We start from the raw sequence: 20,567 nt of genomic DNA, 5'->3' as shown, positions 1-20,567 counted from the left end.
CAATGGGGGTTGAATTAAATGGACAGGGAACGGATCTTCCAGGCGACCAGTTCTTTGAACAGCTCTCTGGAGCTGGCATTCTCTTTGACTTGCGCCAACCGGAGAAAGTCGTCTGCGCGGATGTGGACCTTCTTGCCATAAAAAGTCACTTCCCACTCCCAGCCGTTCTCGGTACGGTTGCGGACGGCGGAGAGTTCGTAGGAAATGCGCCGGGCTTCCTCCTGCATATCTTGAATATCACGGGATAGACGTTCTATTTTGTCCGCTTTGGCGGATGGGGTCATTGGGCTCATGATGGTTCCTCCTCTTGGTCTATAACGTCCTGCATCTATAAATAACCCTCTGCTCCGTTGTGTTGAAACAGGGCAGAGGGAAGATGCGAGTTATATCCCAAGAGCGTGAGGGCGAATTCGGGTTCTCCCGCCGGAAGCCGGGCAATTCTAATGGGCCATGACTTCGGTCTGGCCGGTAACCTTGCCCTGGTCGGCTGTGCTGAAGCTCTTCTTATACTCCTCTTTAGCAAAATGCACATTGCCTTCAACCGTGGCATTGACCAGGCTGAAGCCGTTGGCTTCCACATAGACATCCCCGACAAAAGTGCCGCCCTGAATGCGGGCGTTCTCGCTGCGGATGGTCAGCTTCGGAGCGGTCAGGCGGAACGAATTCGTAATGTTGTGATCTGCGTCCTGGGTGTAGAGGGCGATTTTGCGGATCGTCTCGTCTTTATGGACGAACTTCCCTTCCAGCACCAGATCCTCGGTGAAGGTCAAGTCTTTCAGGGTAGCGGCGATCCAGGTGCCCTCCTTGCCGATAGCGTGCTTGAAGGCTTCTTCATTGTCTACGACAGAGGCGGAGGTGACTGCGTCGGCCGAAGCGGCGGGAGAAGCGGAAGCGCCTGCGCCGGCGCTCGGGCTGGGCGATGCGCTCGCCGCAGGAGAACCGGATGGAGCCGGCGACCCGGCGCTGTTATTGCCATTGTCATTGTTGTTGTTGCCGCAGCCTGCCAGCAGGACGAGGCCGAGCAGACCGGCGGTCAAGGCATATTTGTTCATCATTCAGGAACCCTCCTTGGTTGGTGGAAGCCGTATGGAGCGGCGGTTGACGGTTGTAAGTTGCGGTTGTGTCGGTTAGTATGAACCATAATCAGAAGTTTATGAGGATTTGCCGCAGAAACAAGGAGTGGACAAGGATGGCCAAGACCAAATACTACGTCGTTTGGGTGGGCCGGGAACCGGGTATCTACGGTTCGTGGGCGGAATGCCGGCGGCAGACGGATCAATTTACAGGGGCAAAATACAAATCCTATGAATCCCGCCAGGAAGCCGAGGAAGCTTACCGGGGCGGGTGGAAAGGCCGCTGGGGCCAGGGCTCGTCCGGCTCGGGCGCGGCCGCCAAATCCCGGACGGGGCGCACGGCTCGGGCGGGAGCCGCCGGAGGAGAACCGGCGGAGCGCATCGACTACGACAGCATCTCGGTCGATGTCGGCACCCGGGGGAACCCGGGGCCGGTGGAATACAAGGGCGTCGATACCGGAACGGGCGACGTGATTTTTGCCTGCGGGCCGATCTCGAAGGGAACCAATAATCTTGGCGAGTTCCTGGCCATCGTCCATGCGCTGGCGCTGCTGCACCGGGAGGGCAGCTCCAAGACGGTCTACAGCGATTCCCTTAACGCGATCAAATGGGTCAAGCAGAAGAAGGTGGCGACCACGCTGCCCCGGGACCGAACCACCGAAGAAATCTGGAATCTGGTCGACCGCGCGGAGCACTGGCTGCGCACGCATGATTATCCGAACCGGGTACTGAAATGGCAGACCCGGGAATGGGGAGAGATCAAGGCGGATTACGGGCGCAAGTAAGCGCTCCGAAGGGGGAAGAAGCATGTTCGGGAACGACTGGGACGAGGTGCTGCGCGAGGAGACGCAGCAGCCTTACTTTCAGGAACTGCGCTATACGCTGGCGCGGGAATACAAGCAGTATCAGGTGTATCCGCCCAAAGAGCTGCTGTTCACGGCGCTGCGGCTGACGCCTTACGCAGAGACGCGGGCCGTCATTCTGGGGCAGGACCCTTATCATGGACCCGGGCAGGCGGAAGGGCTCAGCTTCTCGGTGAAGCCGGGGGTACGGGTCCCTCCGTCGCTGCGCAATATCTATACGGAGCTGCACGATGACCTGGGTGTTCCGGTACCGAACCACGGCTCGCTCGTCTCTTGGGCGAAGGAAGGCGTGCTTCTGCTGAATGCCGTCCTGACCGTTCGGGAGGGGCAGCCGAACTCGCATAAAGGACTGGGCTGGGAGCGGTTCACCGATGCCATAATGGACAAGCTGAATGACAGGCCTGACCCGATGGTCTTCATTCTCTGGGGCAGTCATGCCCAGCAGAAGGGCTCGTTCATCGACAAGAGCCGCCATCTGGTGATCCAGTCCCCGCATCCGAGCCCGTTCTCGGCGCACCGGGGCTTTCTGGGGAGCCGGCCCTTCTCGCGGGCCAATGCTTTTCTGAAGGAACACGGCCTTAGGCCGATTGACTGGAGCATACCGGATCAACAGCCGCAGTAATCGCAGAGACACAACTGACGGATAGGAAGAAAGGAGGAAGCGGACATGAGGCAATGGATCGGCAAGCCGGTCATTCTCTACTGCGGCGAACCGCCGTATGTCACCTTCCGGGGCGTGCTGCGTAAATGGGACGCCGCGGCGGGCCGCATCGTCGTCGGTCATCAGGAGACGGGCGTTCCCCTGCGGGAGATCGTCATGATTAAGGCTCTGGCGCCCAAGGAGCGGGCGCTTCCGCCTGCTCTGAACCCGGTCGGCTACTGCATGCGCGAGCGCCAGCAGTTCGACAACGCCGTCTATTTCAAGTCGGCGGTAACCGTCTGGAAGGGAGATCGCCTGATCGCCCTGAATACGACGCTGGCCTCCCACACGAAGGGCTCGGTTACGCTGGAAGACGGGCGAACGCTGATCAAGGGCAACCATCAATTCGTAGTCCGGTCGCTCCGCGGATAACCGGGATAAGCGCCGGAAAGCGGACTACACAAGACAGGGACTTGCGCCGCCGGTTATCCGGCTAAGCTGCAAGTCCCCTTTGTTCGTCTGCCCGGTTCCATTTCCTGGCTCTGCTCTTGCGGGCAATGTGTCCGTCTACTTGATCTCTTCCGAAGCGGGCCTGTCCTCGCTGCGTCCCGCAAGGATGATCCCATAGACGCGCAGGAAGACAATTTTGGCGACCATGTACAGCGGGAGGGCGATCAGGACGCCGATTATGCCGTTGAAATCTCCGCCGACCAGCACCAGTACAACGGTCGTCAGCGGATGGATGTCGAGCGATTTGCCGTAGATAATCGGAGTGAGCAGATTGTCCTGAATCTGCTGGGCGACTATGATGATGACCAGCGACCAGACCGCGGTCATCGGGGAGTCGATGAACCCGACAATCAGGACGGGAACCGCGGAGAGAATGGCTCCGACATACGGAATGAAGTTCAGCGGGATGGACACGATCGCGAGCAGCAGCGAGTAAGGCAGTCCGATGAACAGAAAGCCGACATAGAACATGATGCCGAGAATCACATTCAGAATGACCCGCGTTACAATGAAGCTGCTGAGCGCGGAGTCAATGTCGTTGAGCGTCTCCTGACCTTCCTTGCGGTATTTGCGCGGCAGCAGGCTTAGCAGGATGCCCGGCAGCTTGTGGCTGTCCTTCAGCATGTAATACAGAAGGATCGGCAGCGTAGCGATGACTACGACAATGCTGGAGACAATGCCGATCAGGTTGCTCATGGAGTCGGTCACCCAGGTCACGCCGTTGTTCAGGTATTCATACAGCCGGGTAGTCAGATCCGATTCTCCCTTGAAGAAGCGGGCCGTGGTCGGATTCTCGCGCAGCTGGTTGAACTGGTTCTGCAGATCCTGGACCAGATTCGGGGCGTTCTTGATAAAATTGTTGCCCTGGTCCTGCAGCGTCGGCCAGACGGCGACCCAGAAGATGGCGAACAGTCCGATGAAGACCAGATAGATCAGCAGAATGGCCAGCGGCCGTTTGATCTTCCGCCGTTCCAGATAATTGACGAGCGGGCGGAGCAGATAGTACATGAAGCCCGACAACATCATGGGAACGAGCAGCAGGCTGATAATGGCGCCGACGGGCGCCAGCAGGAAGGATACCTTGGAGCCGAGGTAGACGATCAGCAGGAACAGAATGATGGCAATGCATGTGCGGTAATATTTATGTTGGAGCAATGACGGCACCTCCGGTTATTAGCTGGGCTATGTACATGCTTATATAACCACAAAAGGCCCCGGCCGACCCGGTGTATCGCGGGGTTCAATCATTTCCCGCAAAGGGTAATGAGAGGAAACCACTTTGAAGGAGGGCCTAAGCGCGATGACGAAACTGATTATCGGCATATTCGGGCATCGGAGCGACGCGTCGCTTGCCATAGAAGAACTGGGAGAACAGGGAGTCAAGTCCGCCAGGATCTCGATGATTGCCAGGGAGAAGCAGGAGGCCGACATCATCAGCCAGGATACGGGCCTTCGCAAGCCGCAGGAGGGACCCGGAAGCGAAGGGCTGTTCGGCACGGCCAGAAACCTGGCCATCGGGCTTGATCTGCTGCCCGATACGGCAGTAGCGTCCGGGGCGGCGGCGGCAAAGGCGGCGGGGGCCGAGTTCGGAGACGATCCCGGCGAAGACGGGCTGGTCGTCTCACTGATGAGCATGGGCATACCGGCAGAGGACGCGGAGTTGTACGAGCGGCATGTAGACCTGAAGCGCATTCTGGTGCTCGTCCTTCTGCAGGGCGAAGAAGCGGAATCGGACGAGAAGGGCGTGCGTGAAATTCTGGACCGGCATGAAGCTATACCGCTCCATGCAGTCTAGAGGAGGTCCCTTGCGGCCGGAAGGGGCAGTCAGCGCCTCCGTCCGCCGCTTGAACCGGTGATCTGCGACGTTGAGGAAGTGGCATTATCGTTGCTGGTATTCTCCCTTGCCTTGATCAGAGAGAGGAAGGCGAAGAAGTCGGCAAGCGCGGTAAGCGCGGCTGCGATGATGGCATACTCCTCGGGGGTCAGTTCTTCGGAGGACCGTCCTTTCTGATTGCCGTTGTTCCCGTTATTCTTAGGCACCGTTCTCCCACCCGCTTTGCATTTCAGGATATGGCTATAGGGCCGTACTTCCAGAAGGCTATGATTCAATTTATGCCGGTTCCGGCCGCAGGAATTAGGCGAACGAACTTATTTTTGAACAAAGGGGGCAAAAGCCCGTGATACTGCATAAAGGCGAGATCCTGTTCCGCCAGGGAGATGAATGCAGCCAGTTGTTCCACATTCGGAGCGGTCTGTTCAAGGTTACCCGTATTCATGAGAACGGCAATGCCGTGCTGTTCAACATTCTTTATCCGGGAGAGACCGTACCCCACCACTCGCTGATCACGCCCAAGGAAGCGCATGGTACAGCCGTGGCGCTGATGCGGAGCGAGGTGGAGCCGGTGGCGGCAGCCGACTGGTACCGCGAAGTCAACGAAGAGCCGGGCAAGGCGATGGAGATTGCGCTGCTGCTGCAGGAGAAGGTGCGGTTCATGCAGACCCGGCTGGATCATCTCACCGTTGGCTCTCCCGCCGAACGGCTGGAGCTTTTGAGCAAGTGGCTCAATGATTATTCGCACGGCGTAGCCATTACCGAGCTGCTGACGCAGGAAGAGATCGGCCAGCTGATCGGCGTCCGGCGCGAGACGGTCAACCGGCTGCTGCGGGGGCACGGCGTCTCGTAGAGGCAGGCCCGTGATTTATTTTGCTGGAAAGCCTGACCCGGGTGTTTAGCCGCCGGCTTCGCCGTGGTATAATGAGAAGAGAAGCAAATCCCAACCAGGAAAGGATCAGGATACCATGTGTCCCCGAAGGACAAAATCCCCAAGGACGATTTGGAAACGTTATGATCTCTCTTATACTTAGCTTCCTTGCCTGAAGGTGCGTACCGTCTACAGACGTCAGCGGCCACGGCAAAGGAAGGGAACAACATGCGAAGGCGCATAATTAGACGTTCTTCCCGGCGCCGTAGAAGCTGCTGACGTTCAGCCGCATTCACGACAAGGGGAGTATGTATGAGAAAGCAACACAGCGGATGGCATCCGCTTCGGTTAACGGTTATTTTGTTCGGAACGTTTTTGTTGGCCTTTACGTATTTTCACATCAACTACAGGAATCATTTGACGGAAGGCGGATTTGTCGGTCTTTCTCTGCTCGGCAAATATATCTTCGGGCTGTCTCCGTCCCTCAGCACGCTGCTTCTGGACCTGCCGGTATTGTTGATTGCCATGGCGCTTAAGGGCAAAGGATTCGTCGGAAGCACCGTGCTGTCGGCCGGAGCATTCACCGTATTCTACGGATGGATGGAGCGTTACTCGACGCTCGTCATTGACCTGAACGGCAACCTGCCGCTGGCGGCGCTGCTCTCGGGACTGCTCACGGGTCTCGGAGCGGGTATGGTGCTGCGTGCGGGCGGAGCCAGCGGAGGCGACGATATCTTTGCCGTGCTGATCAGCGAATGGAAAGGACTGAAGGTGGGAACGGTATTTATCCTGATGGATGTCTGCGTTCTTCTTCTCTCCCTGCTGTACATGCCGCTGAGAGAAACGCTGTACACGGCCATGGCGGTCGTTGTCGCCGGCCAGATGATTACATGGATCACCTCGCTCGGTGTCCGGCGCAAGCCGCAGTCCAAGCGGGCGTCTTCACAGCCGCAGGGCAATTTGCCCGGTCTGCCGGAGACGGCGGCGGGAGAAGCTTGAACGTTCCCTGCCGGCGCATTAGCGGGAGACCTTATGAGACAGCCGCTCTTGGAGCGGCTGTTTTTTGTGTTTTCAAGAAAGCGCTTGCTTGTTTCAGAAATTTGCGGCAGCGGTTTATGCTAGGTATAATTGAAAAAAACTTGACTGGGAGGGATCGGATGAGGTCATGGATTACGGACTTCATGGAACAGTTCGGCTATCTCGGCATCTTCCTGATGCTGGCGCTTGAAAATGTGTTTCCGCCCATTCCGTCGGAAGTCATTCTGCCGTTCGGCGGCTTCATGACGATCGAATCGGGACTCAGCATCGCGGGAGTTACGGCTGCCGCAACGGCGGGATCTCTGCTGGGCGCGGCCATTCTGTATGGCGTCGGACGGCTGCTCGACCGCCATCGGCTGGAACGGCTGGTGGAGAAATACGGGCGGGTGCTTCGCATCCGGAAGGAAGACATCGGCAAGGCCCAGGCGTGGTTCGACCGCTACGGCTACTGGACGGTCCTGTTCTGCCGGGTGATTCCGCTGGTTCGGAGCCTGATTTCGGTGCCTGCGGGGATGTCGGGGATGAAGTTCGCACCATTCATGCTGTTAACGGCGGCGGGAAGCCTGCTCTGGAACTTGGTTCTGGTTCTGATCGGCGCCGCACTTGGAGAATCCTGGCATCATGTGTCGGGTTTCATGGAAATCTACTCCGGAATCGTCTATGCCGCCATTGCCGGCGCGATCCTGCTGATCGGATATTGGTTCCTGCGCAGACGCCGTGCCGGACAGACGCGTTGATAACTTCTTGCAATCGATCACACTTTATTTATCCATTACCTACCTGGGAGGCTGACCATGGCGATTCTTGATATTCTAAAAGCGATCATTCTCGGCCTTGTGGAGGGTCTGACCGAATTTGCACCGGTCTCGTCCACGGGACATATGATTCTCGTGGACGACATGTGGCTGCGTTCGCAGGAATTTCTCGGCAAATATCCGGCAAATACATTCAAAGTAGTGATTCAGCTCGGTTCTATACTGGCGGTGGTAATCATCTTCAAGAACCGCTTCCTGGACCTTCTCGGTCTGGGACGCTTGAGCCGTCCGACCGGAGAGGCTGCGCCGACTGCGGCTTCCCGGGCCGAGGCCGGGGGGCGGCTGCGGCTGTCCCAGGTCATTGTCGGTCTGCTGCCGGCCGGTGTGCTGGGACTGCTGCTGGAAGACTACATAGACGAGCACCTGTTCTCGACCCGCACCGTGCTGGTCGGACTGGTTCTGGGCGCGCTGCTGATGATTGCCGCGGACCGGTTCGCTCCGAAGAAGCCCCGGATCGAGAGCGTGGACCAAATGACATACGGCCGGGCGCTGCTGATCGGCCTCGTGCAGTGTTTCTCGCTGTGGCCCGGCTTCTCGCGGTCCGGCTCCACGATCTCGGGCGGCGTGCTGCTCGGGATGAGCCACAGGGCCGCTTCGGACTTCACGTTCATCATGGCGGTGCCGATCATGCTTGGCGCGAGCGCGCTGTCCATCGCCAAGAACTGGCAGTACGTCACAGCCGATTCGCTGCCGTTCTTCATCGCCGGCTTCATCAGCGCCTTCGTGTTCGCGCTGCTGTCCATCCGCTTCTTCCTGAAGCTCATTAACCGCATCAAGCTGGTCCCCTTCGCGGTCTACCGGATCGTGCTGGCGGGCGTGGTCTATATCTTTTTCCTATAACCGACTATAAGGAACGGGTATAACCTGGAAGGCCTCTGCGCTCTTGCGCGGAGGCCTTCTTCGGCGTTAAGCTTGGAAGCAAGCCGGCTGCGGAGCTGCCCGGGCGCTTCCGGTTCTCGGACAGGAAGGAAGGCGAGGCTCGAAGTATGAAGAGCCCGATTCTTATAACAACGAGTTTTTGAGTCAATCAATAGGTACTGTATCAATTCTCAAGAGGAGTGTGGGAGAGATGGGAAGCCGGATCAGGACAGGCAATCTGGGATATCCGCGGATCGGAGAGAACCGCGAATGGAAGACGGCGCTGGAAGCCTATTGGCGCGGAGACATTGGGGAGGCGGAACTGGACAAGCGGCTTCAGGCCAGAGAGACGGAGAATTGGCTGAAGCAGAAGGCGGCAGGTCTGGATGTGATCCCGGTCGGCGATTTCACTTATTACGACCACATGCTTGATATGGCCGTCATGATGGGCGTTATCCCCAAGCGCTTCGGCGCTGTTCCCGGGAGACCGGTCAGCCGGGAACTGTATTATGCCATGGCCCGCGGACGCGAAGGAGCGGCTGCCTGCGAAATGACGAAATGGTTCAACACGAATTATCATTACATCGTTCCGGAGCTCGGAGACGCGCAGCCGGAACTGCTCTGGAACAAGCCGCTGGAAGCGTTCCGCGCCGCCCGGGAGCGGGCCGGCATCCACGGCCGTCCGGTATTGGTCGGGCTCTATACCTTCCTGAAGCTCTCCAAGGGCTGCGGGCCGGAAGAAATCGGGAGCCAAGCGGAACGATTCCTCCCGGTGTATGCCCGGATACTGAAGGAACTGGAGGCAGAAGGAGCGGAATGGGTGCAGATCGACGAGCCGGCGATTGTAACCGGGCTGGCACCCGGCGACCTCCGCCTTCTGCAGAGGATCTACGGCAGTCTTGCGGCTGAGGCCCCGGGTCTGAAGCTGCTGATTCAGACCTATTTTGAGGCGGCAGAGCCGCTGGAGGAGCTTCTGAAGCTGCCTGTAGCCGGTCTGGGCCTGGACTTGGTCCATGACGGCGGGGCGACTCTCCGCTTCATAGAGCGCAGCGGCTGGCCGGAAGACAAAACATTGGCTGCAGGGGTGATTGACGGGAGAGGAATCTGGCGCGCCGACCCTGAGGCGCTGTCGGCAATCGCGGAGCGGCTGCTGGCGGCGGTTCCTGCCGAAAGGCTGCTCCTGCAGCCGTCGTGCAGCCTGCTGCATGTGCCGGTCACCGTCCGGACCGAGACGGAGCTGAAGCCGGAGGTAAGGGCTGCACTGGCTTTTGCCGACGAGAAGCTGGAGGAGCTCTGGCAGCTGGGCGAAGCGGCCGGGGGAGGAGAGGCGGCGGAACAGGGGAAGAGCCGGGCGGCGCTGGCGGTTCTGCGGGCGCTGCCTGAACGGAACCGGGCCGATGTGGCGGCTCTCGAAGCGGGGCTGACCGAAGCCTCGGAGCGCCGAAGCGAATCCTTCGAGCGGCGGGCCGAGCTGCAGCGTCTTCGCTGGAAGCTCCCGGTTCTGCCGACCACGACGATCGGCAGCTTCCCGCAGACGGCGGACGTCCGGCAGGCCCGCCTCAAGTGGCGGCGAGGCGATTGGGAGAACGAACGCTATCAATCGTTCATCCGCGGACAGATCCGGGAAGCGATCGGCAGACAGGAGGATATCGGCCTGGATGTTCTGGTCCACGGGGAGTTTGAACGAACCGATATGGTGGAATTCTTCGGGGAGAAGCTGGATGGGTTCCTCTTCACCCGCGGGGGATGGGTACAGTCCTACGGCTCCCGCTGCGTCAAGCCGCCGATTATCTACGGGGACGTGGCTTGGGGAGGCCCGATGACCGTGGAGGAGACCGCTTATGCCCAGTCGCTGACGTCCTCTCCCGTCAAAGGGATGCTCACCGGCCCGGTTACGATACTGGCCTGGTCCTTCCTTCGCGACGACATCAGCCGCGAGCGGATCGCCGGCCAGATTGCGCTGGCGCTGCGGCAGGAAGTGCTCGCGCTGGAGGAAGCGGGGATCGGCATGATTCAGGTGGATGAGCCCGCTCTTCGGGAAGGAATGCCGCTGAAGCCGGACAAGCGGGAGGATTATCTCCGTTGGGCGGTCCGGGCTTTCCGCATCGCCACAAGCCCGGTCCGGCCGGCTACCCAGATTCATACCCATATGTGCTACTGCGAGTTCAGCGACATGATCGATGCGATCGACGCCCTGGATGCCGACGTTATCTCGATCGAATCCTCGCGGAGCCACGGAGAACTGGTCTCGGCTTTTGAAGGCAACCGCTACCGCAAGGGTATCGGCCTGGGCGTCTATGATATCCACAGTCCACAAGTGCCGGATACGGAGAGCATGCTGTCCGGCATCGAACGGGCCCTTCGGGTACTGGCCCCCGGACAGTTCTGGATCAATCCCGATTGCGGTCTCAAAACGCGCGGCTGGGCCGAGACCGAGGCCTCGCTTCGGCACATGGTGGAGGCTGCCCGCAGGGCCCGGGCCGAGCTGATCCGGCAACAAAATGATCTTGATAATCATTCTCATTGCTGCTAAAATAAAAATGAAAAGAAGGAACCGTGGAGGGTCCCTTCTTGGCCGGAAGTATGGCTTAGGTATAGCTTATTTGCTTTCAAAGGTTTTGCAGTCTGTCTCCTCCGCGCGGTTGGCCGCTTCCTTGTGAGCGTTGAACGCAACGAAGATGGATTCTGCGCTGCACTTGTTCTCTTCTGCCCAGTGAGTGCAAGTGTTCACCTCGCACACGACGCCTTGTGCCATGTCTTTCACCTCCTGTTCTTATTCATAGCAGCGGTCCCTGCGGGAGCAAGGTGGAGCTTGACTCCCGGGAGACCCGGACGCCCTCATGCCGAGCATGCAAGGGCTTTTTTTTGTTGACCTCGCGGTAACGCTTTCATTATATCAAGAAGAACGGTCCGCGGCCAGGCTCAAAAATCAGAGGACAGTCCGCAACCTTCCAGACGCTGGAAACGTCTGGGGATCAACCGGAGCTCTTCTTCCGCCTGCAGACAAAGAACGGAACGACGGGAGATCGCCGGTTCGACTAAACGCGGACAGACCGCGGATGAGGCGGAGGCGTTACAATGACAAAGCGGGGTCTAAGGAACGGATTACGGGCAGGATTGCTGATGCTGGTCCTGGCGCTCGGGGGCTGCGGTTCGGGCAACGATGCGGACACCCGGTCCCATTCGGCTGCTTCGGGCGACGGAGCGGGAGGCGGTGTCAACAACCAGGCGGCGGTTACAGAAGCGGCCCCTGAAGCGAAAGCCGCAAGCGCAGAAGTAGGGAATTCGGCAAGCAAGATGGATGTGGACGAAGCCGGACTTGGAGCGGAGGGCGGGAACACGGGGGCCCAAGAGATGGCAGCAGGTCCGGGGGAAGCGGATGCAATCAGCAAGAAGCTGGTCTATCATGCTTCCTTCGAGATGGAAGTGGAGGATTATGAGTCGGCCTCCTCTAAGGTGGAGGACACGGTCCGCGCGGCCGGAGGCTACATCGTCCAGTTCACGGAGAGCGCTTCGGAAGAAGCCAGAGGCGGAACCTTCACCTTCAAGGTGCCGGCCCAAGGGTTCTCCTCCCTGCTCGCCAAGCTGGAGAAGATTCCGCATGCCTCCATGGAGCGCAGCCTGAAAGGCTTCGATGTCACGGAGGAATACGTCGATCTGGAAGCGAGACTCGGGGCCAAAGAACTGCTGGAGACGCAGTACGCGGCTTTCATGAAGAAGGCGACCAAGGCTTCCGATCTGGTGGCGTTCGCCAATGAGTTGAACAAGGTTCAGGAAGAGATCGAACGGATCAAGGGACGGATGCGCTATATTGATCAGAACGTCCGGTATTCCACGATTGAAATGCATCTTTATCAGAGCGGCGGGGCCGGCGGCTTGGAGAAGAAGGAGAGCCCGTCACTGGTCGGCCGGGCCGGAGATGCTCTGTCCGGAACGCTGAGCGGTCTGTCGGCATTCGCCCAGTGGCTGTTCGTCTTCTTCGCAGGAGCGCTGCCGTTTCTTTTTCTTGCCGGAGTGGCTCTGGCGGTCTTCCTGCTTCTAAGACGGCGGGGTCAACAGCGGTCCCGGCGCCCGGACCCGGATAACGGCGCAGCAGCTATTCCGCTGTCCAATCCGCCTCTGCCTTCCGGAGAAGACGATCTTCGGGAAGGAAGCTCCGAAGAGGACGGTCAGCGCTAGGCAGGGGCCGGGCGGACGCGAATTCGCCGGCTGCTGCCGGTGTGCGGCTCGTTCACGGCAAAACGGCAGTCCCCGGTTCGCCTGAGGCGGATCGGGGACTGCCGTTGATTTTGACGGAAGGTAGGCGTGGAACGCCATAGTTCTGGAACAGCTTAGTCCTGGAACAACACGCTGTACTCGCCGTAGCCTTCCTTCTCCAGTTCTTCCTTCGGAATGAAGCGGAGGGCGGCGGAGTTGATGCAGTACCGCAGGCCTTCCGGTCCCGGCCCGTCGGGGAAGACATGCCCCAGATGAGAGTCGGCTTCCCGGCTGCGCACCTCGGTCCGGATCATCATATGGCTGAGATCGGTCTTCTCCTTGACGGAGTAATCGCGGATCGGCCGGGTGAAGCTTGGCCATCCGCAGCCCGAGTCGTATTTGTCCCGGGAGCTGAACAGCGGTTCGCCCGATACAATATCCACATAAATTCCTTCGCCGTGGTGGTCCCAGAATTCATTGCGGAACGGGGATTCGGTCGCGCTGTTCTGCGTGACTTCATACTGGAGCGGCGTCAGCCGGTTCCGGAGGCTCTCCGGATCTTCCTTGTGCCCCCAGTGGGTCTCAATGAAGGCTTCGCGGCCGGAGGCCTTGCGGTAGCGCTTATAGTGGCCGGCATTTTTGCGGTGATAGCCCTGATGGTAGTCCTCGGCCGGATAGAAAGGCGCCGCCTCAAGAATCGGCGTTACGATCGGCTTGTCGAACCGCCCGCTCTTCTCCAGCTCCGCCTTCGATGCCTCGGCTTCCCGCCGCTGCTCGTCGCTGTGGACGAAGATAGCCGTCTGGTAAGAAGAACCGCGGTCATGGAACTGCCCGCCGGCGTCGGTCGGATCAATCTGCTGCCAGAACAGCTCGAGCAGCTTCCGGTATGGGAAAATCGCAGGATCAAACGTAATCTGAACCGCTTCTACATGTCCTGTGGTCTCCGAGCAGACCTCTTCATAGGTCGGGTTGGATGTATGCCCGCCGGTATAGCCGGACACCACGTCCAGAATACCCGGCAGCTCCTCGAACGGAGACACCATGCACCAGAAGCAGCCGCCCGCGAATGTCGCTTTCTCGCTCATTGCTAATCCCTCCAAGCTCTGTAGTCAATGAAGTGTATCACATTGTCAGAATTAATTGTAGACCATTAAATTGCGAATTTCCAACTCTCATTGCCGCCGGAGTGACAGAATCACCGCTCCTGCCGCAGCCGCATACAAGGCCAGCACCGCAGCCGCCGTGCCGGGATGCTGGCGGGCAGTTCCGCCGAGCAGGGCGAATGCGGCAATGGCCGGAAGCTTGCCGATGCCGGAGGCGACGAGAAAAGTAACGAACGGGATGCCCGCCGCCCCGGCGCTGACATTGACGGCAATTTGGGGAATAAAAGGCAATAGCCTGGCAGCAACCAGGGAGGCAAAGGGACGCCGGCGCGCCGCGTCCGACCACCGCTGCACCCGCGGCCGCTTCTCCAGCCACGCCTCCGCCCGGCTGCGTAGCAGCCAGCGGGCAAAGGCGTAGAACGCGGTCGACGATACGGTGGTCGCCAGCCAGCAGAGCAGTCCGCCGACGAGACTGCCGTACGCATAGCCGAACAGGGCGATAACCGCTTTATAGGGCATTATCGGAAACAGCGCCAGGGCAATCGCCGCGGCCAGCCCGAGCAGCGGAGGATGCCCCCGCTCCAGCCAGTCCAAAATCGGATGTCTGTACATAAACGCCGCGCCCAGCACCATAACATAAACAAGGACAGCGAGCCATGGTCTCATCGAAGACTCGTTCTTAAGGGTTCTCATTCCCTCATCATACCGGACGCCGCCTGCTTTTTGAAGCGGTTCAGGTGTACAGAAGGGGCTTTCTTATACTATGCTGGTAAGAAAGAGGCGCATCAGCCGGAGGTCGATAAGAATGGTACCCAATCAACCTATACGCATTGCAATCGCAGGCCTGGGCGATATCGCCCGCAAAGTATACCTGCCGCTCCTGTCGCAGCTTCGCCGTGTCGAGATCGCGGGCGTGCTCAGTTCTTCGCCGGCCACCGTGGAGCGGACGGTGCAGCAGTACCGGCTTCCCCGGGGAACCGTATCGCTGGAAGAAATGCTGGATTGGGAGATTGACGCCGTATTTATTCACAGCCCGACGCCCGCCCATTATGATATGGTTATGAAATGTCTGGAACGGGGCAGAGCCGTGTATGTGGACAAGCCGCTGTCCTACCGGCTCGAAGAGTCGGCCGAAATGGCGCAGAGCGCCGAAGAGAAGGGCCTGCTGCTTGCCGTCGGCTTCAACCGCAGGTTCGCCCCTCTGTACCTTCAAGCCCGAGAGTGGGTGGAACAGGCGGGCCGTCCCGGCTTCCTGACTGCTTACAAGCACCGCACGGGATTGCAGCCGCTCACGGCCAGAGAGACGGTACATGACGACCTGATCCACATGCTGGATCTGTTGCTGTGGCTGGGCGGCGACGAGGCGGCGCTGGAAGGCGCCCGGCTGCTCCGCGACGGGGAAGGACGGCTGCTCCGGGTTTCGGGTTCGCTGGAATGGCAGGGAGCGCTTGGACAATTCGGGATGGCCCGCGACAGCGGAGCCGATGCCGAGCGGCTGGAGCTGCACGGAGAGGGCCGTTCGGCGATCGTTCAGGATATGGAACAGGCTATTCTTCAGGAGAAGAGCCGTCCGGCCCGCACGCTGGGCTGCGGCAGCTGGGATACCCTTTTGGACCGACGGGGCTTCAGCGGTGCGGTTGCGCATTTTCTGGATCACATCGGGCAGCCCTCGGGCTGCAGCATCGGGGCGGGCCGTGTGCTGGCAGCGCATAAGCTGGCGGACCGGCTGTCCCGCGGATAATGAACTTCAGGAGGAATCGGCAGATGGAAGACGAGACCCGCAAAGCTGTAGAAGAGCGGATCATTGAGACGTACCGGCAGGAAGAAGAGATGATGATTCTGGTTTTTGCCCAGTGGTGCGTCAATCGGGGATTGGACCCGAAGGAGCTCTACTTGCGCGCCTATCCCAATCAAGGGGAGAATCCCGCTTTGGACAGGGCTCTGGCGCTGACGGTTCCGGCGGACGAGGCGGGGGATATTTCCAACGATACCGTGCTGGGCGTGCTGTCGCTGTTCGGAAATGACGATCTGGCGTTTGTCGTCAGCGAAGCCATCGCAGCCGGCCCCGGGAAGCAGGCCTGAATCTGGAATCGCCTTTTTTTGCGCAAGCCGTTTTCAGCAGGGCCAAAATATGTTAAAATTATATATACTAACTAAACGTAAGTTTTGGATGGACAAGAGGAGTGAAATGGAATGGCAGAACCGCATATGACGAAGATGTGTCCCCGGTTCGAGACGGCTTTTTCCTTTCTGGGCAAACGTTGGAACGGGCTGATTATTCAGTCGCTGATGGATGGCCCGAAACGGTTCAAGGATATATCCGGTCTGATTCCCTCGATGAGCGACAAGATGCTCTCCGAGCGGATGAAGGACCTGGAGTGCGAGGGCATCCTGGTTCGGCACGTCTATCCCGAGACGCCGGTAAGGATCGAATACGAATTGACGGACAAGGGTCGTGCTCTGAAGCCGGTCATGAGTCAGATTCAGCTTTGGGCGGAAGAGTGGATTAAATAGGGGCGGGAGTGCGCCCGGTTGGAGGATGGGGATTGCGGAGTTGCGCCGTTTCTTCAGCCGGGCAGTTGCGCCCGTGTTCAAATCATGAGATAGTTAAAAGTACAACTAAACGTGGAAGCGCTTACCAAAAATTGGTCCCTGCCGTAACAACGACACTGGGAGGCGATGCCGTATGAATACCCTGTTGACAGCAGCCGATATCCGCTATGCCGAGAAGGACATCTTAGAGCTTCGGACTGCCTCCGTTCGGGTGCAGCGCATATACAGCAAAGCGTTCGCGCTTCTGAGCGGGTATTACCCCGACGGCTGGTGGCAGGCCTCTACCGGTCTTGGGCTCGAAGACATCCGGCGTCTGTACGGAGCGGGGAGTGAAGAACCCGGAACACTGCTTCAGAAGTGGATCAAGAGCAGCCTGGGCTGGAAATGCATCGGCTGCGGGATCGCCGCACCGCCCATCGGCCCTGACGGAGCCGGCGTTCCTGAGAGAGACCCGCTCTCCAGCCCGGTAGAGCTGTGCAGCCTGGCGCTTCAGGCTTCCGTGTGGTCGCAGTTCGAGAAGACGATGCTGCTTCACCCGCTCCTGCGGGACGAATTGTTCTGGAACGGGGAGGAACTGGCCGATATCGCCGCTTATTTGGTTCCGACTTATTGGAGTAGAAGCGGACTCCATGACCGTCCCTATGAGTGCCGTCCGCGGAGTACGCGCGGAATTGGGATTTTTCAGCAATGGCTCCCGGCGCCTACGGTTCGCTATGAATCGGAGGGAGGGAGCGTGCAGGTCAGATGGATGACGGGAGTATACGTGCGCAGACTGGATTTCATCGCTCTTGGCGCCTACCTGAAGCCTTCGGGAGGAGAGCGGATTTATCTGGATCCGGTCTTTGTAGGAAGGTGACCAGAGATGAACCCGATACGGAAGACTGCCGGCCTCTGCCTTTTGGTGCTTCTGCTGCTGGGGGCAGCCGGCTGCTCGTTGAACGATACGAACAAGAACGAAGGGACGGGCTCGGCGGGAAATATCCGCCCGACCCTCTCTTACGAAGTGAACGGAAGCACACTGAAAGAGAGCGGGAGCCTGCGGCCGGGCGACTTGTACCGGGAAGGCATGACGGTTCGCGACCTGCTGTCCGAGAGCGGGGTTGCCCATTTCTCGAATGACAGCCGAAGCATTGCGGGGGTCAGCAAAATCACTCTGGTTCCCGGCCTCTCCTGGCGCCTCAAGCTGAACGGCGACCCGCTGAAAGCGGACGATTGGGACCGCAAGCTGGCGCCGGGCGATCACCTGACGCTGTCTGCCGAACCGGAGAACTCCGGTTCTACCGGGCAGTACGTGCTGCTCTCCGTCAGCGGCGGCAGGGAGCGTCAGGAGCTTAGCCACAGCTACGTGTACCCGTATGCGGAAGAGATGACGGTTCGCAGCCTGCTCCTTCATAGCGGTGAGGTGAACCTGGACGAGAACGGCCGGGGCATCGGTGAAGTCGAGGGCTATATGCCAACCGGAGAGTGGGCCTGGAAGCTGAAGGTCAACGGCAAGCTGCTGCTGGCAGGAGGCATCGACATGAAGCTGATGCCGCAGGATGAAGTGGAGATTGCTCTATTGGAGCGTTAAGCTTGGCTTCGGCGGATATCGACAGCCGCGTTGACTGCCGCAATGCAGAACGGGTAAACCATGCACCAGGCGATAAGGACAAGGCCGATGGCCGGAAGGGGAACCTCGGCGGGATCATGAATGGGATACAGCTCGGCGAAGCCCAGAATCAGGAGGATGAAATAGGGAATCCAGAGCAGCATCAGCAGATATTTAAGCCGGGTGTGGCCGAGCCAGCGCTTGGTTAGCGCATAGACCAGCCGAGTTCCTGCGAGACCAGCCGAAATCACCAGGAGCCAGATGAATAAATAAGTATGCTGGAGCTTCCAAATCCGCTGGATACGGTACACATTGACGAACAATTCGGCGGGAATCCAGCACCCGATTCCGTAGAGAAGAGCCAAGCCATTCAGCTTTAGAAATATTTTCATTGCGATCCATTCTCCTTTCCCTGCCAGTATACCTGATCTTTACGGCTCTGCATGCAAAAGATCCGCATCTTCCCTCGGGAAGATGCGGATCTTTTTGGACTTTGAGGTTGCGGGCGGAGATGCCGGCATCTCTATCTCTAGAGCACCCTTACCTCTAGAGCGCCTCGATCTCTTTAAGCCACAGCGCAGCCGAAGCGTCGCTTGGCATGCGCCAGTCGCCGCGCGGAGAGAGGCTGACCGTACCGACCTTCGGCCCGTCCGGCAGACAGGAACGCTTGAACTGCTGGGAGAAGAAGCGGCTGTAGAACACCCTCATCCATTCGACAAGCTGCTCGCGGGGGAACGTGCCCTCGAAGGCATGCTCGGCCAGATAAAGAATTTTGGCCGGCGGAGCGCCTGTTCTCAGCATGTAGTACAGGTAGAAATCGTGCACATCGTAGGACCCGAGGATGTTCTCGGTCAGCTGAACGATTTCTCCCGTCGCGGACGGCGGCAGAAGTTCGGGACTGATGCCGGTCGCGATAATATCATGCAGATACTTGCGAGCCGTCTCGTCGGCCTCGTAGTCGGCGTACCACTGAACGACGAATTTAATCAGCGTCTTCGGAATACCGGAGTTCACGCTGTACATCGACATGTGGTCGCCATTGTACGTGCACCAGCCGAGCGCGAGCTCGGAGAGGTCGCCCGTTCCCACTACGATGCCGCCGTTCTTGTTGGCGAGATCCATCAGAATCTGTGTGCGTTCGCGGGCTTGGACATTCTCGTAGGTCAGGTCATGCACATCGGGATCATGGCCGATATCGGCAAAATGCTGGAGGCAGGCTGCCTTGATGTCGACCACCTTCATCGACGCGCCGAGCGCGTGGATCAAGCCGACCGCGTTGTCATAGGTCCGGTTCGTGGTGCCGAAGCCCGGCATGGTAACCGCAAGGACATCGCTTGCCGGGCGGCCCAGCTGTTCCATTGCCCGGACGGCTACGAGCAGGGCAAGCGTGGAATCGAGACCGCCGGAAATGCCGATGACGGCCTGCTTCGTTCCGATATGGCGGATGCGCTTCATGAGGCCCGAGGTTTGAATGGCGAGAATCTCTTGGCAGCGTTCATTCCGCAGTTCCGGATTGCCCGGCACAAAAGGATTCGGCACCACGCGGCGCTCCAGCTTGCGGGGCTCGGCATTCCGGACGGACGGATCGGCGAACCCGATCTCGCGGTAATTTCCGCTGCCGTAGCCGCCGCGGAAGGTCCCCATGATGATCCGGGAGAAGTGGATGCGCGAAATATCCAGATCGGCTACGGTCAGACGGCTCTCATGGGTAAAACGGTCCGATTCGGCCAGCATCTGGCCGTTCTCGGCAATCAGGGAATGACCGCCAAAGACGACGTCGGTGGTCGATTCGCCCGTGTTGCTGGCGGCATAGACATAGCCCGCCACGCAGGAAGCGGACTGGCTGGCCACCAGCTGCCGCCGGTAGTCCGCCTTCCCGACCAGCTCATTGCTGGCCGAGGGATTGAAGACCATGACGGCGCCGGCCTGGGCCAGCCGGCTGCTCGGCGGAATCGGCACCCAGAGGTCTTCGCAGATTTCCACGCCGAAGACCAGATTGGCCTCATTCTCGCAGACGAACAGCAGATCCGCGCCGATCGGAATCCGGCGGCCGCCGATCAGCAGCTCGGAGGCTTCCAGCTCCTCCGCTCCGGCGAACCAGCGAGGCTCGTAGAATTCGCTGTAGCCGGGTATGCAGGTCTTCGGCACGACCCCGAGGATCGAGCCGTTCTGGAGCACGGCGGCGCTGTTGAACAGACGGCCGCGGATTTCAAGCGGAAGTCCGACTACCAGGATCATGGACTTGCCTGCGGTTGCCTCGGCAATCCGCACCAGCGAATCCTTGGCGGAGTCAAGCAGTCTCCGCTGCATGAACAGATCCCCGCAGGAATAGCCGGTGATGCAGAGCTCCGGAAAGACCAGGTATTCGACCTGGCGGGCTTCGGCCTGGTCTATGACTTCCAGAATGTGTGCGGTGTTGAACTCGCAGTCGGCGACCCGCATTTCAGGCGATGCGGCGGCGACTCGGGAGAAATCGTAATTATGCATGGTTCACCAGTCCTCTTCTTCATAGTCCGCAGATTAAGATGGTCGGTCTTTTGACGCTTTATCCAATTTAGCATAAATCAAAGGCTCTTTTCTATTCTTAGTACCCCGTTAAGGAGGGGAAATAACCGGACAAAAAAAGG

The 20,567-nt window shown here is 59.2% G+C and carries 24 protein-coding genes; 15 read left to right on the top strand and 9 right to left on the bottom strand.

Going from position 1 to position 20,567, the window contains the following annotated elements:
* Positions 1-14: 14 nt before the first annotated feature.
* Both F4V43_RS03340 and F4V43_RS03335 read right to left on the bottom strand, forming a co-directional pair.
* Complete coding sequence (locus F4V43_RS03340) at positions 15-293, bottom strand: hypothetical protein (RefSeq protein ID WP_150456828.1); 279 nt, start codon at positions 291-293, stop codon at positions 15-17.
* Positions 294-440: 147 nt separating this feature from the next.
* The gene (locus F4V43_RS03335) at positions 441-1,055 is read right to left on the bottom strand and encodes a hypothetical protein (protein ID WP_150456827.1); all 615 of its coding nucleotides are present in this window, start codon (positions 1,053-1,055) and stop codon (positions 441-443) included.
* A gap of 134 nt (positions 1,056-1,189) precedes the next feature.
* Here F4V43_RS03335 and rnhA point away from each other — a divergent pair, with 134 nt between their 5' ends.
* The 3 genes from rnhA to F4V43_RS03320 are packed head-to-tail and all read left to right on the top strand — an operon-like array spanning position 1,190 to position 3,008.
* Positions 1,190-1,858 (top strand): ribonuclease H, encoded by a 669-nt coding sequence (gene rnhA / locus F4V43_RS03330; RefSeq protein WP_150456826.1) that lies wholly within the window; start codon positions 1,190-1,192, stop codon positions 1,856-1,858.
* A gap of 22 nt (positions 1,859-1,880) precedes the next feature.
* The gene (locus F4V43_RS03325; RefSeq protein ID WP_150456825.1) at positions 1,881-2,558 is read left to right on the top strand and encodes a uracil-DNA glycosylase; all 678 of its coding nucleotides are present in this window, start codon (positions 1,881-1,883) and stop codon (positions 2,556-2,558) included.
* A gap of 45 nt (positions 2,559-2,603) precedes the next feature.
* Positions 2,604-3,008 (top strand): hypothetical protein, encoded by a 405-nt coding sequence (locus F4V43_RS03320; RefSeq protein WP_150456824.1) that lies wholly within the window; start codon positions 2,604-2,606, stop codon positions 3,006-3,008.
* Between the two features lie 135 nt (positions 3,009-3,143).
* Here F4V43_RS03320 and F4V43_RS03315 read toward each other — a convergent pair whose 3' ends face one another.
* Complete coding sequence (locus F4V43_RS03315) at positions 3,144-4,241, bottom strand: AI-2E family transporter (protein ID WP_150456823.1); 1,098 nt, start codon at positions 4,239-4,241, stop codon at positions 3,144-3,146.
* 145 nt (positions 4,242-4,386) lie between these two features.
* On the opposite strand from F4V43_RS03315, the gene F4V43_RS03310 reads away from it, so the two are divergent.
* Complete coding sequence (locus F4V43_RS03310; RefSeq protein ID WP_150456822.1) at positions 4,387-4,881, top strand: general stress protein; 495 nt, start codon at positions 4,387-4,389, stop codon at positions 4,879-4,881.
* A gap of 29 nt (positions 4,882-4,910) precedes the next feature.
* Here the strand turns inward: F4V43_RS03310 and F4V43_RS03305 are convergent, their stop codons facing one another.
* Entirely contained in the window at positions 4,911-5,126 is a 216-nt protein-coding gene (locus F4V43_RS03305; RefSeq protein ID WP_150456821.1) for a hypothetical protein, read from the bottom strand.
* 137 nt (positions 5,127-5,263) lie between these two features.
* Between F4V43_RS03305 and F4V43_RS03300 the strand changes: the two genes are divergently transcribed.
* From F4V43_RS03300 to metE, 5 genes are all read left to right on the top strand, one after another.
* Positions 5,264-5,770 carry a Crp/Fnr family transcriptional regulator gene (locus F4V43_RS03300; protein ID WP_150456820.1) on the top strand — a complete coding sequence of 169 codons (507 nt, stop codon included), beginning with the start codon at positions 5,264-5,266 and terminating at the stop codon, positions 5,768-5,770.
* 330 nt (positions 5,771-6,100) lie between these two features.
* The gene (locus F4V43_RS03295) at positions 6,101-6,787 is read left to right on the top strand and encodes a YitT family protein (RefSeq protein WP_150456819.1); all 687 of its coding nucleotides are present in this window, start codon (positions 6,101-6,103) and stop codon (positions 6,785-6,787) included.
* A gap of 158 nt (positions 6,788-6,945) precedes the next feature.
* Positions 6,946-7,563, top strand: coding sequence for a DedA family protein (locus tag F4V43_RS03290; protein ID WP_150456818.1), 618 nt, complete (start codon positions 6,946-6,948; stop codon positions 7,561-7,563).
* 57 nt (positions 7,564-7,620) lie between these two features.
* On the top strand, positions 7,621-8,481 hold the full coding sequence (locus tag F4V43_RS03285) for an undecaprenyl-diphosphate phosphatase (protein WP_150456817.1): 861 nt from the start codon (positions 7,621-7,623) through the stop codon (positions 8,479-8,481).
* Between the two features lie 229 nt (positions 8,482-8,710).
* Complete coding sequence (gene metE, locus F4V43_RS03280) at positions 8,711-11,032, top strand: 5-methyltetrahydropteroyltriglutamate--homocysteine S-methyltransferase (RefSeq protein ID WP_150456816.1); 2,322 nt, start codon at positions 8,711-8,713, stop codon at positions 11,030-11,032.
* Positions 11,033-11,098: 66 nt separating this feature from the next.
* On the opposite strand, the gene F4V43_RS03275 is transcribed toward metE, so the two are convergent.
* Positions 11,099-11,254, bottom strand: coding sequence for a DUF1540 domain-containing protein (locus F4V43_RS03275; RefSeq protein ID WP_150456815.1), 156 nt, complete (start codon positions 11,252-11,254; stop codon positions 11,099-11,101).
* A 323-nt stretch (positions 11,255-11,577) separates the two neighbouring features.
* Here F4V43_RS03275 and F4V43_RS03270 point away from each other — a divergent pair, with 323 nt between their 5' ends.
* A complete protein-coding gene (locus F4V43_RS03270) occupies positions 11,578-12,678 on the top strand; it encodes a DUF4349 domain-containing protein (protein ID WP_150456814.1) in 1,101 nt (366 codons plus the stop codon).
* A gap of 152 nt (positions 12,679-12,830) precedes the next feature.
* Here the strand turns inward: F4V43_RS03270 and msrB are convergent, their stop codons facing one another.
* Positions 12,831-13,781: a peptide-methionine (R)-S-oxide reductase MsrB gene (gene msrB / locus F4V43_RS03265; protein WP_150456813.1), complete on the bottom strand. Its 951-nt coding sequence runs from the start codon at positions 13,779-13,781 to the stop codon at positions 12,831-12,833.
* An 87-nt stretch (positions 13,782-13,868) separates the two neighbouring features.
* Positions 13,869-14,465 carry a TVP38/TMEM64 family protein gene (locus F4V43_RS03260; protein ID WP_191089457.1) on the bottom strand — a complete coding sequence of 199 codons (597 nt, stop codon included), beginning with the start codon at positions 14,463-14,465 and terminating at the stop codon, positions 13,869-13,871.
* A gap of 139 nt (positions 14,466-14,604) precedes the next feature.
* On the opposite strand from F4V43_RS03260, the gene F4V43_RS03255 reads away from it, so the two are divergent.
* The 5 genes from F4V43_RS03255 to F4V43_RS03235 all read left to right on the top strand — a co-directional run bounded on the left by F4V43_RS03255 (position 14,605) and on the right by F4V43_RS03235 (position 17,922).
* Positions 14,605-15,540, top strand: a complete 936-nt coding sequence (locus F4V43_RS03255) for a Gfo/Idh/MocA family protein (RefSeq protein WP_150456811.1) — start codon at positions 14,605-14,607, stop codon at positions 15,538-15,540.
* Between the two features lie 23 nt (positions 15,541-15,563).
* Positions 15,564-15,881: a hypothetical protein gene (locus F4V43_RS03250; RefSeq protein WP_150456810.1), complete on the top strand. Its 318-nt coding sequence runs from the start codon at positions 15,564-15,566 to the stop codon at positions 15,879-15,881.
* A gap of 111 nt (positions 15,882-15,992) precedes the next feature.
* A complete protein-coding gene (locus tag F4V43_RS03245; RefSeq protein ID WP_150456809.1) occupies positions 15,993-16,313 on the top strand; it encodes a winged helix-turn-helix transcriptional regulator in 321 nt (106 codons plus the stop codon).
* A 172-nt stretch (positions 16,314-16,485) separates the two neighbouring features.
* A complete protein-coding gene (locus tag F4V43_RS03240) occupies positions 16,486-17,208 on the top strand; it encodes a hypothetical protein (protein ID WP_150456808.1) in 723 nt (240 codons plus the stop codon).
* Between the two features lie 6 nt (positions 17,209-17,214).
* Entirely contained in the window at positions 17,215-17,922 is a 708-nt protein-coding gene (locus F4V43_RS03235) for a hypothetical protein (RefSeq protein WP_150456807.1), read from the top strand.
* Here the strand turns inward: F4V43_RS03235 and F4V43_RS03230 are convergent.
* Complete coding sequence (locus F4V43_RS03230; RefSeq protein ID WP_150456806.1) at positions 17,919-18,332, bottom strand: hypothetical protein; 414 nt, start codon at positions 18,330-18,332, stop codon at positions 17,919-17,921. The two genes, F4V43_RS03235 and F4V43_RS03230, sit on opposite strands and share 4 nt — an antisense overlap.
* 154 nt (positions 18,333-18,486) lie before the next feature.
* Positions 18,487-20,427 (bottom strand): NAD(+) synthase, encoded by a 1,941-nt coding sequence (locus F4V43_RS03225; protein WP_150456805.1) that lies wholly within the window; start codon positions 20,425-20,427, stop codon positions 18,487-18,489.
* Between the last annotated feature and the right edge of the window lie 140 nt (positions 20,428-20,567).

It is taken from the genome of Paenibacillus spiritus, assembly GCF_008710135.1.
GTDB classification, from domain to species: Bacteria; Bacillota; Bacilli; order Paenibacillales; family Paenibacillaceae; genus Paenibacillus_AQ; species Paenibacillus_AQ glufosinatiresistens.
This window is presented reverse-complemented; position numbering and strand designations above follow the sequence as displayed.

Excerpts from the sequence above, each read along its gene's own strand:
- F4V43_RS03325 (WP_150456825.1), top strand. The coding sequence starts at position 1,881 with ATGTTCGGGAACGACTGGGACGAGGTGCTGCGCGAGGAGACGCAGCAG.
- F4V43_RS03340 (WP_150456828.1), bottom strand. The coding sequence starts at position 293 with ATGAGCCCAATGACCCCATCCGCCAAAGCGGACAAAATAGAACGTCTA.
- rnhA (WP_150456826.1), top strand. The coding sequence starts at position 1,190 with ATGGCCAAGACCAAATACTACGTCGTTTGGGTGGGCCGGGAACCGGGT.
- F4V43_RS03240 (WP_150456808.1), top strand. The coding sequence starts at position 16,486 with ATGAATACCCTGTTGACAGCAGCCGATATCCGCTATGCCGAGAAGGAC.
- F4V43_RS03290 (WP_150456818.1), top strand. The coding sequence starts at position 6,946 with ATGAGGTCATGGATTACGGACTTCATGGAACAGTTCGGCTATCTCGGC.
- F4V43_RS03260 (WP_191089457.1), bottom strand. The coding sequence starts at position 14,465 with ATGAGACCATGGCTCGCTGTCCTTGTTTATGTTATGGTGCTGGGCGCG.
- F4V43_RS03230 (WP_150456806.1), bottom strand. The coding sequence starts at position 18,332 with ATGAAAATATTTCTAAAGCTGAATGGCTTGGCTCTTCTCTACGGAATC.
- F4V43_RS03335 (WP_150456827.1), bottom strand. The coding sequence starts at position 1,055 with ATGATGAACAAATATGCCTTGACCGCCGGTCTGCTCGGCCTCGTCCTG.
- F4V43_RS03295 (WP_150456819.1), top strand. The coding sequence starts at position 6,101 with ATGAGAAAGCAACACAGCGGATGGCATCCGCTTCGGTTAACGGTTATT.
- F4V43_RS03250 (WP_150456810.1), top strand. The coding sequence starts at position 15,564 with ATGGAAGACGAGACCCGCAAAGCTGTAGAAGAGCGGATCATTGAGACG.
- F4V43_RS03245 (WP_150456809.1), top strand. The coding sequence starts at position 15,993 with ATGGCAGAACCGCATATGACGAAGATGTGTCCCCGGTTCGAGACGGCT.
- F4V43_RS03320 (WP_150456824.1), top strand. The coding sequence starts at position 2,604 with ATGAGGCAATGGATCGGCAAGCCGGTCATTCTCTACTGCGGCGAACCG.
- metE (WP_150456816.1), top strand. The coding sequence starts at position 8,711 with ATGGGAAGCCGGATCAGGACAGGCAATCTGGGATATCCGCGGATCGGA.
- F4V43_RS03285 (WP_150456817.1), top strand. The coding sequence starts at position 7,621 with ATGGCGATTCTTGATATTCTAAAAGCGATCATTCTCGGCCTTGTGGAG.
- F4V43_RS03310 (WP_150456822.1), top strand. The coding sequence starts at position 4,387 with ATGACGAAACTGATTATCGGCATATTCGGGCATCGGAGCGACGCGTCG.
- msrB (WP_150456813.1), bottom strand. The coding sequence starts at position 13,781 with ATGAGCGAGAAAGCGACATTCGCGGGCGGCTGCTTCTGGTGCATGGTG.
- F4V43_RS03255 (WP_150456811.1), top strand. The coding sequence starts at position 14,605 with ATGGTACCCAATCAACCTATACGCATTGCAATCGCAGGCCTGGGCGAT.
- F4V43_RS03275 (WP_150456815.1), bottom strand. The coding sequence starts at position 11,254 with ATGGCACAAGGCGTCGTGTGCGAGGTGAACACTTGCACTCACTGGGCA.
- F4V43_RS03270 (WP_150456814.1), top strand. The coding sequence starts at position 11,578 with ATGACAAAGCGGGGTCTAAGGAACGGATTACGGGCAGGATTGCTGATG.
- F4V43_RS03235 (WP_150456807.1), top strand. The coding sequence starts at position 17,215 with ATGAACCCGATACGGAAGACTGCCGGCCTCTGCCTTTTGGTGCTTCTG.
- F4V43_RS03225 (WP_150456805.1), bottom strand. The coding sequence starts at position 20,427 with ATGCATAATTACGATTTCTCCCGAGTCGCCGCCGCATCGCCTGAAATG.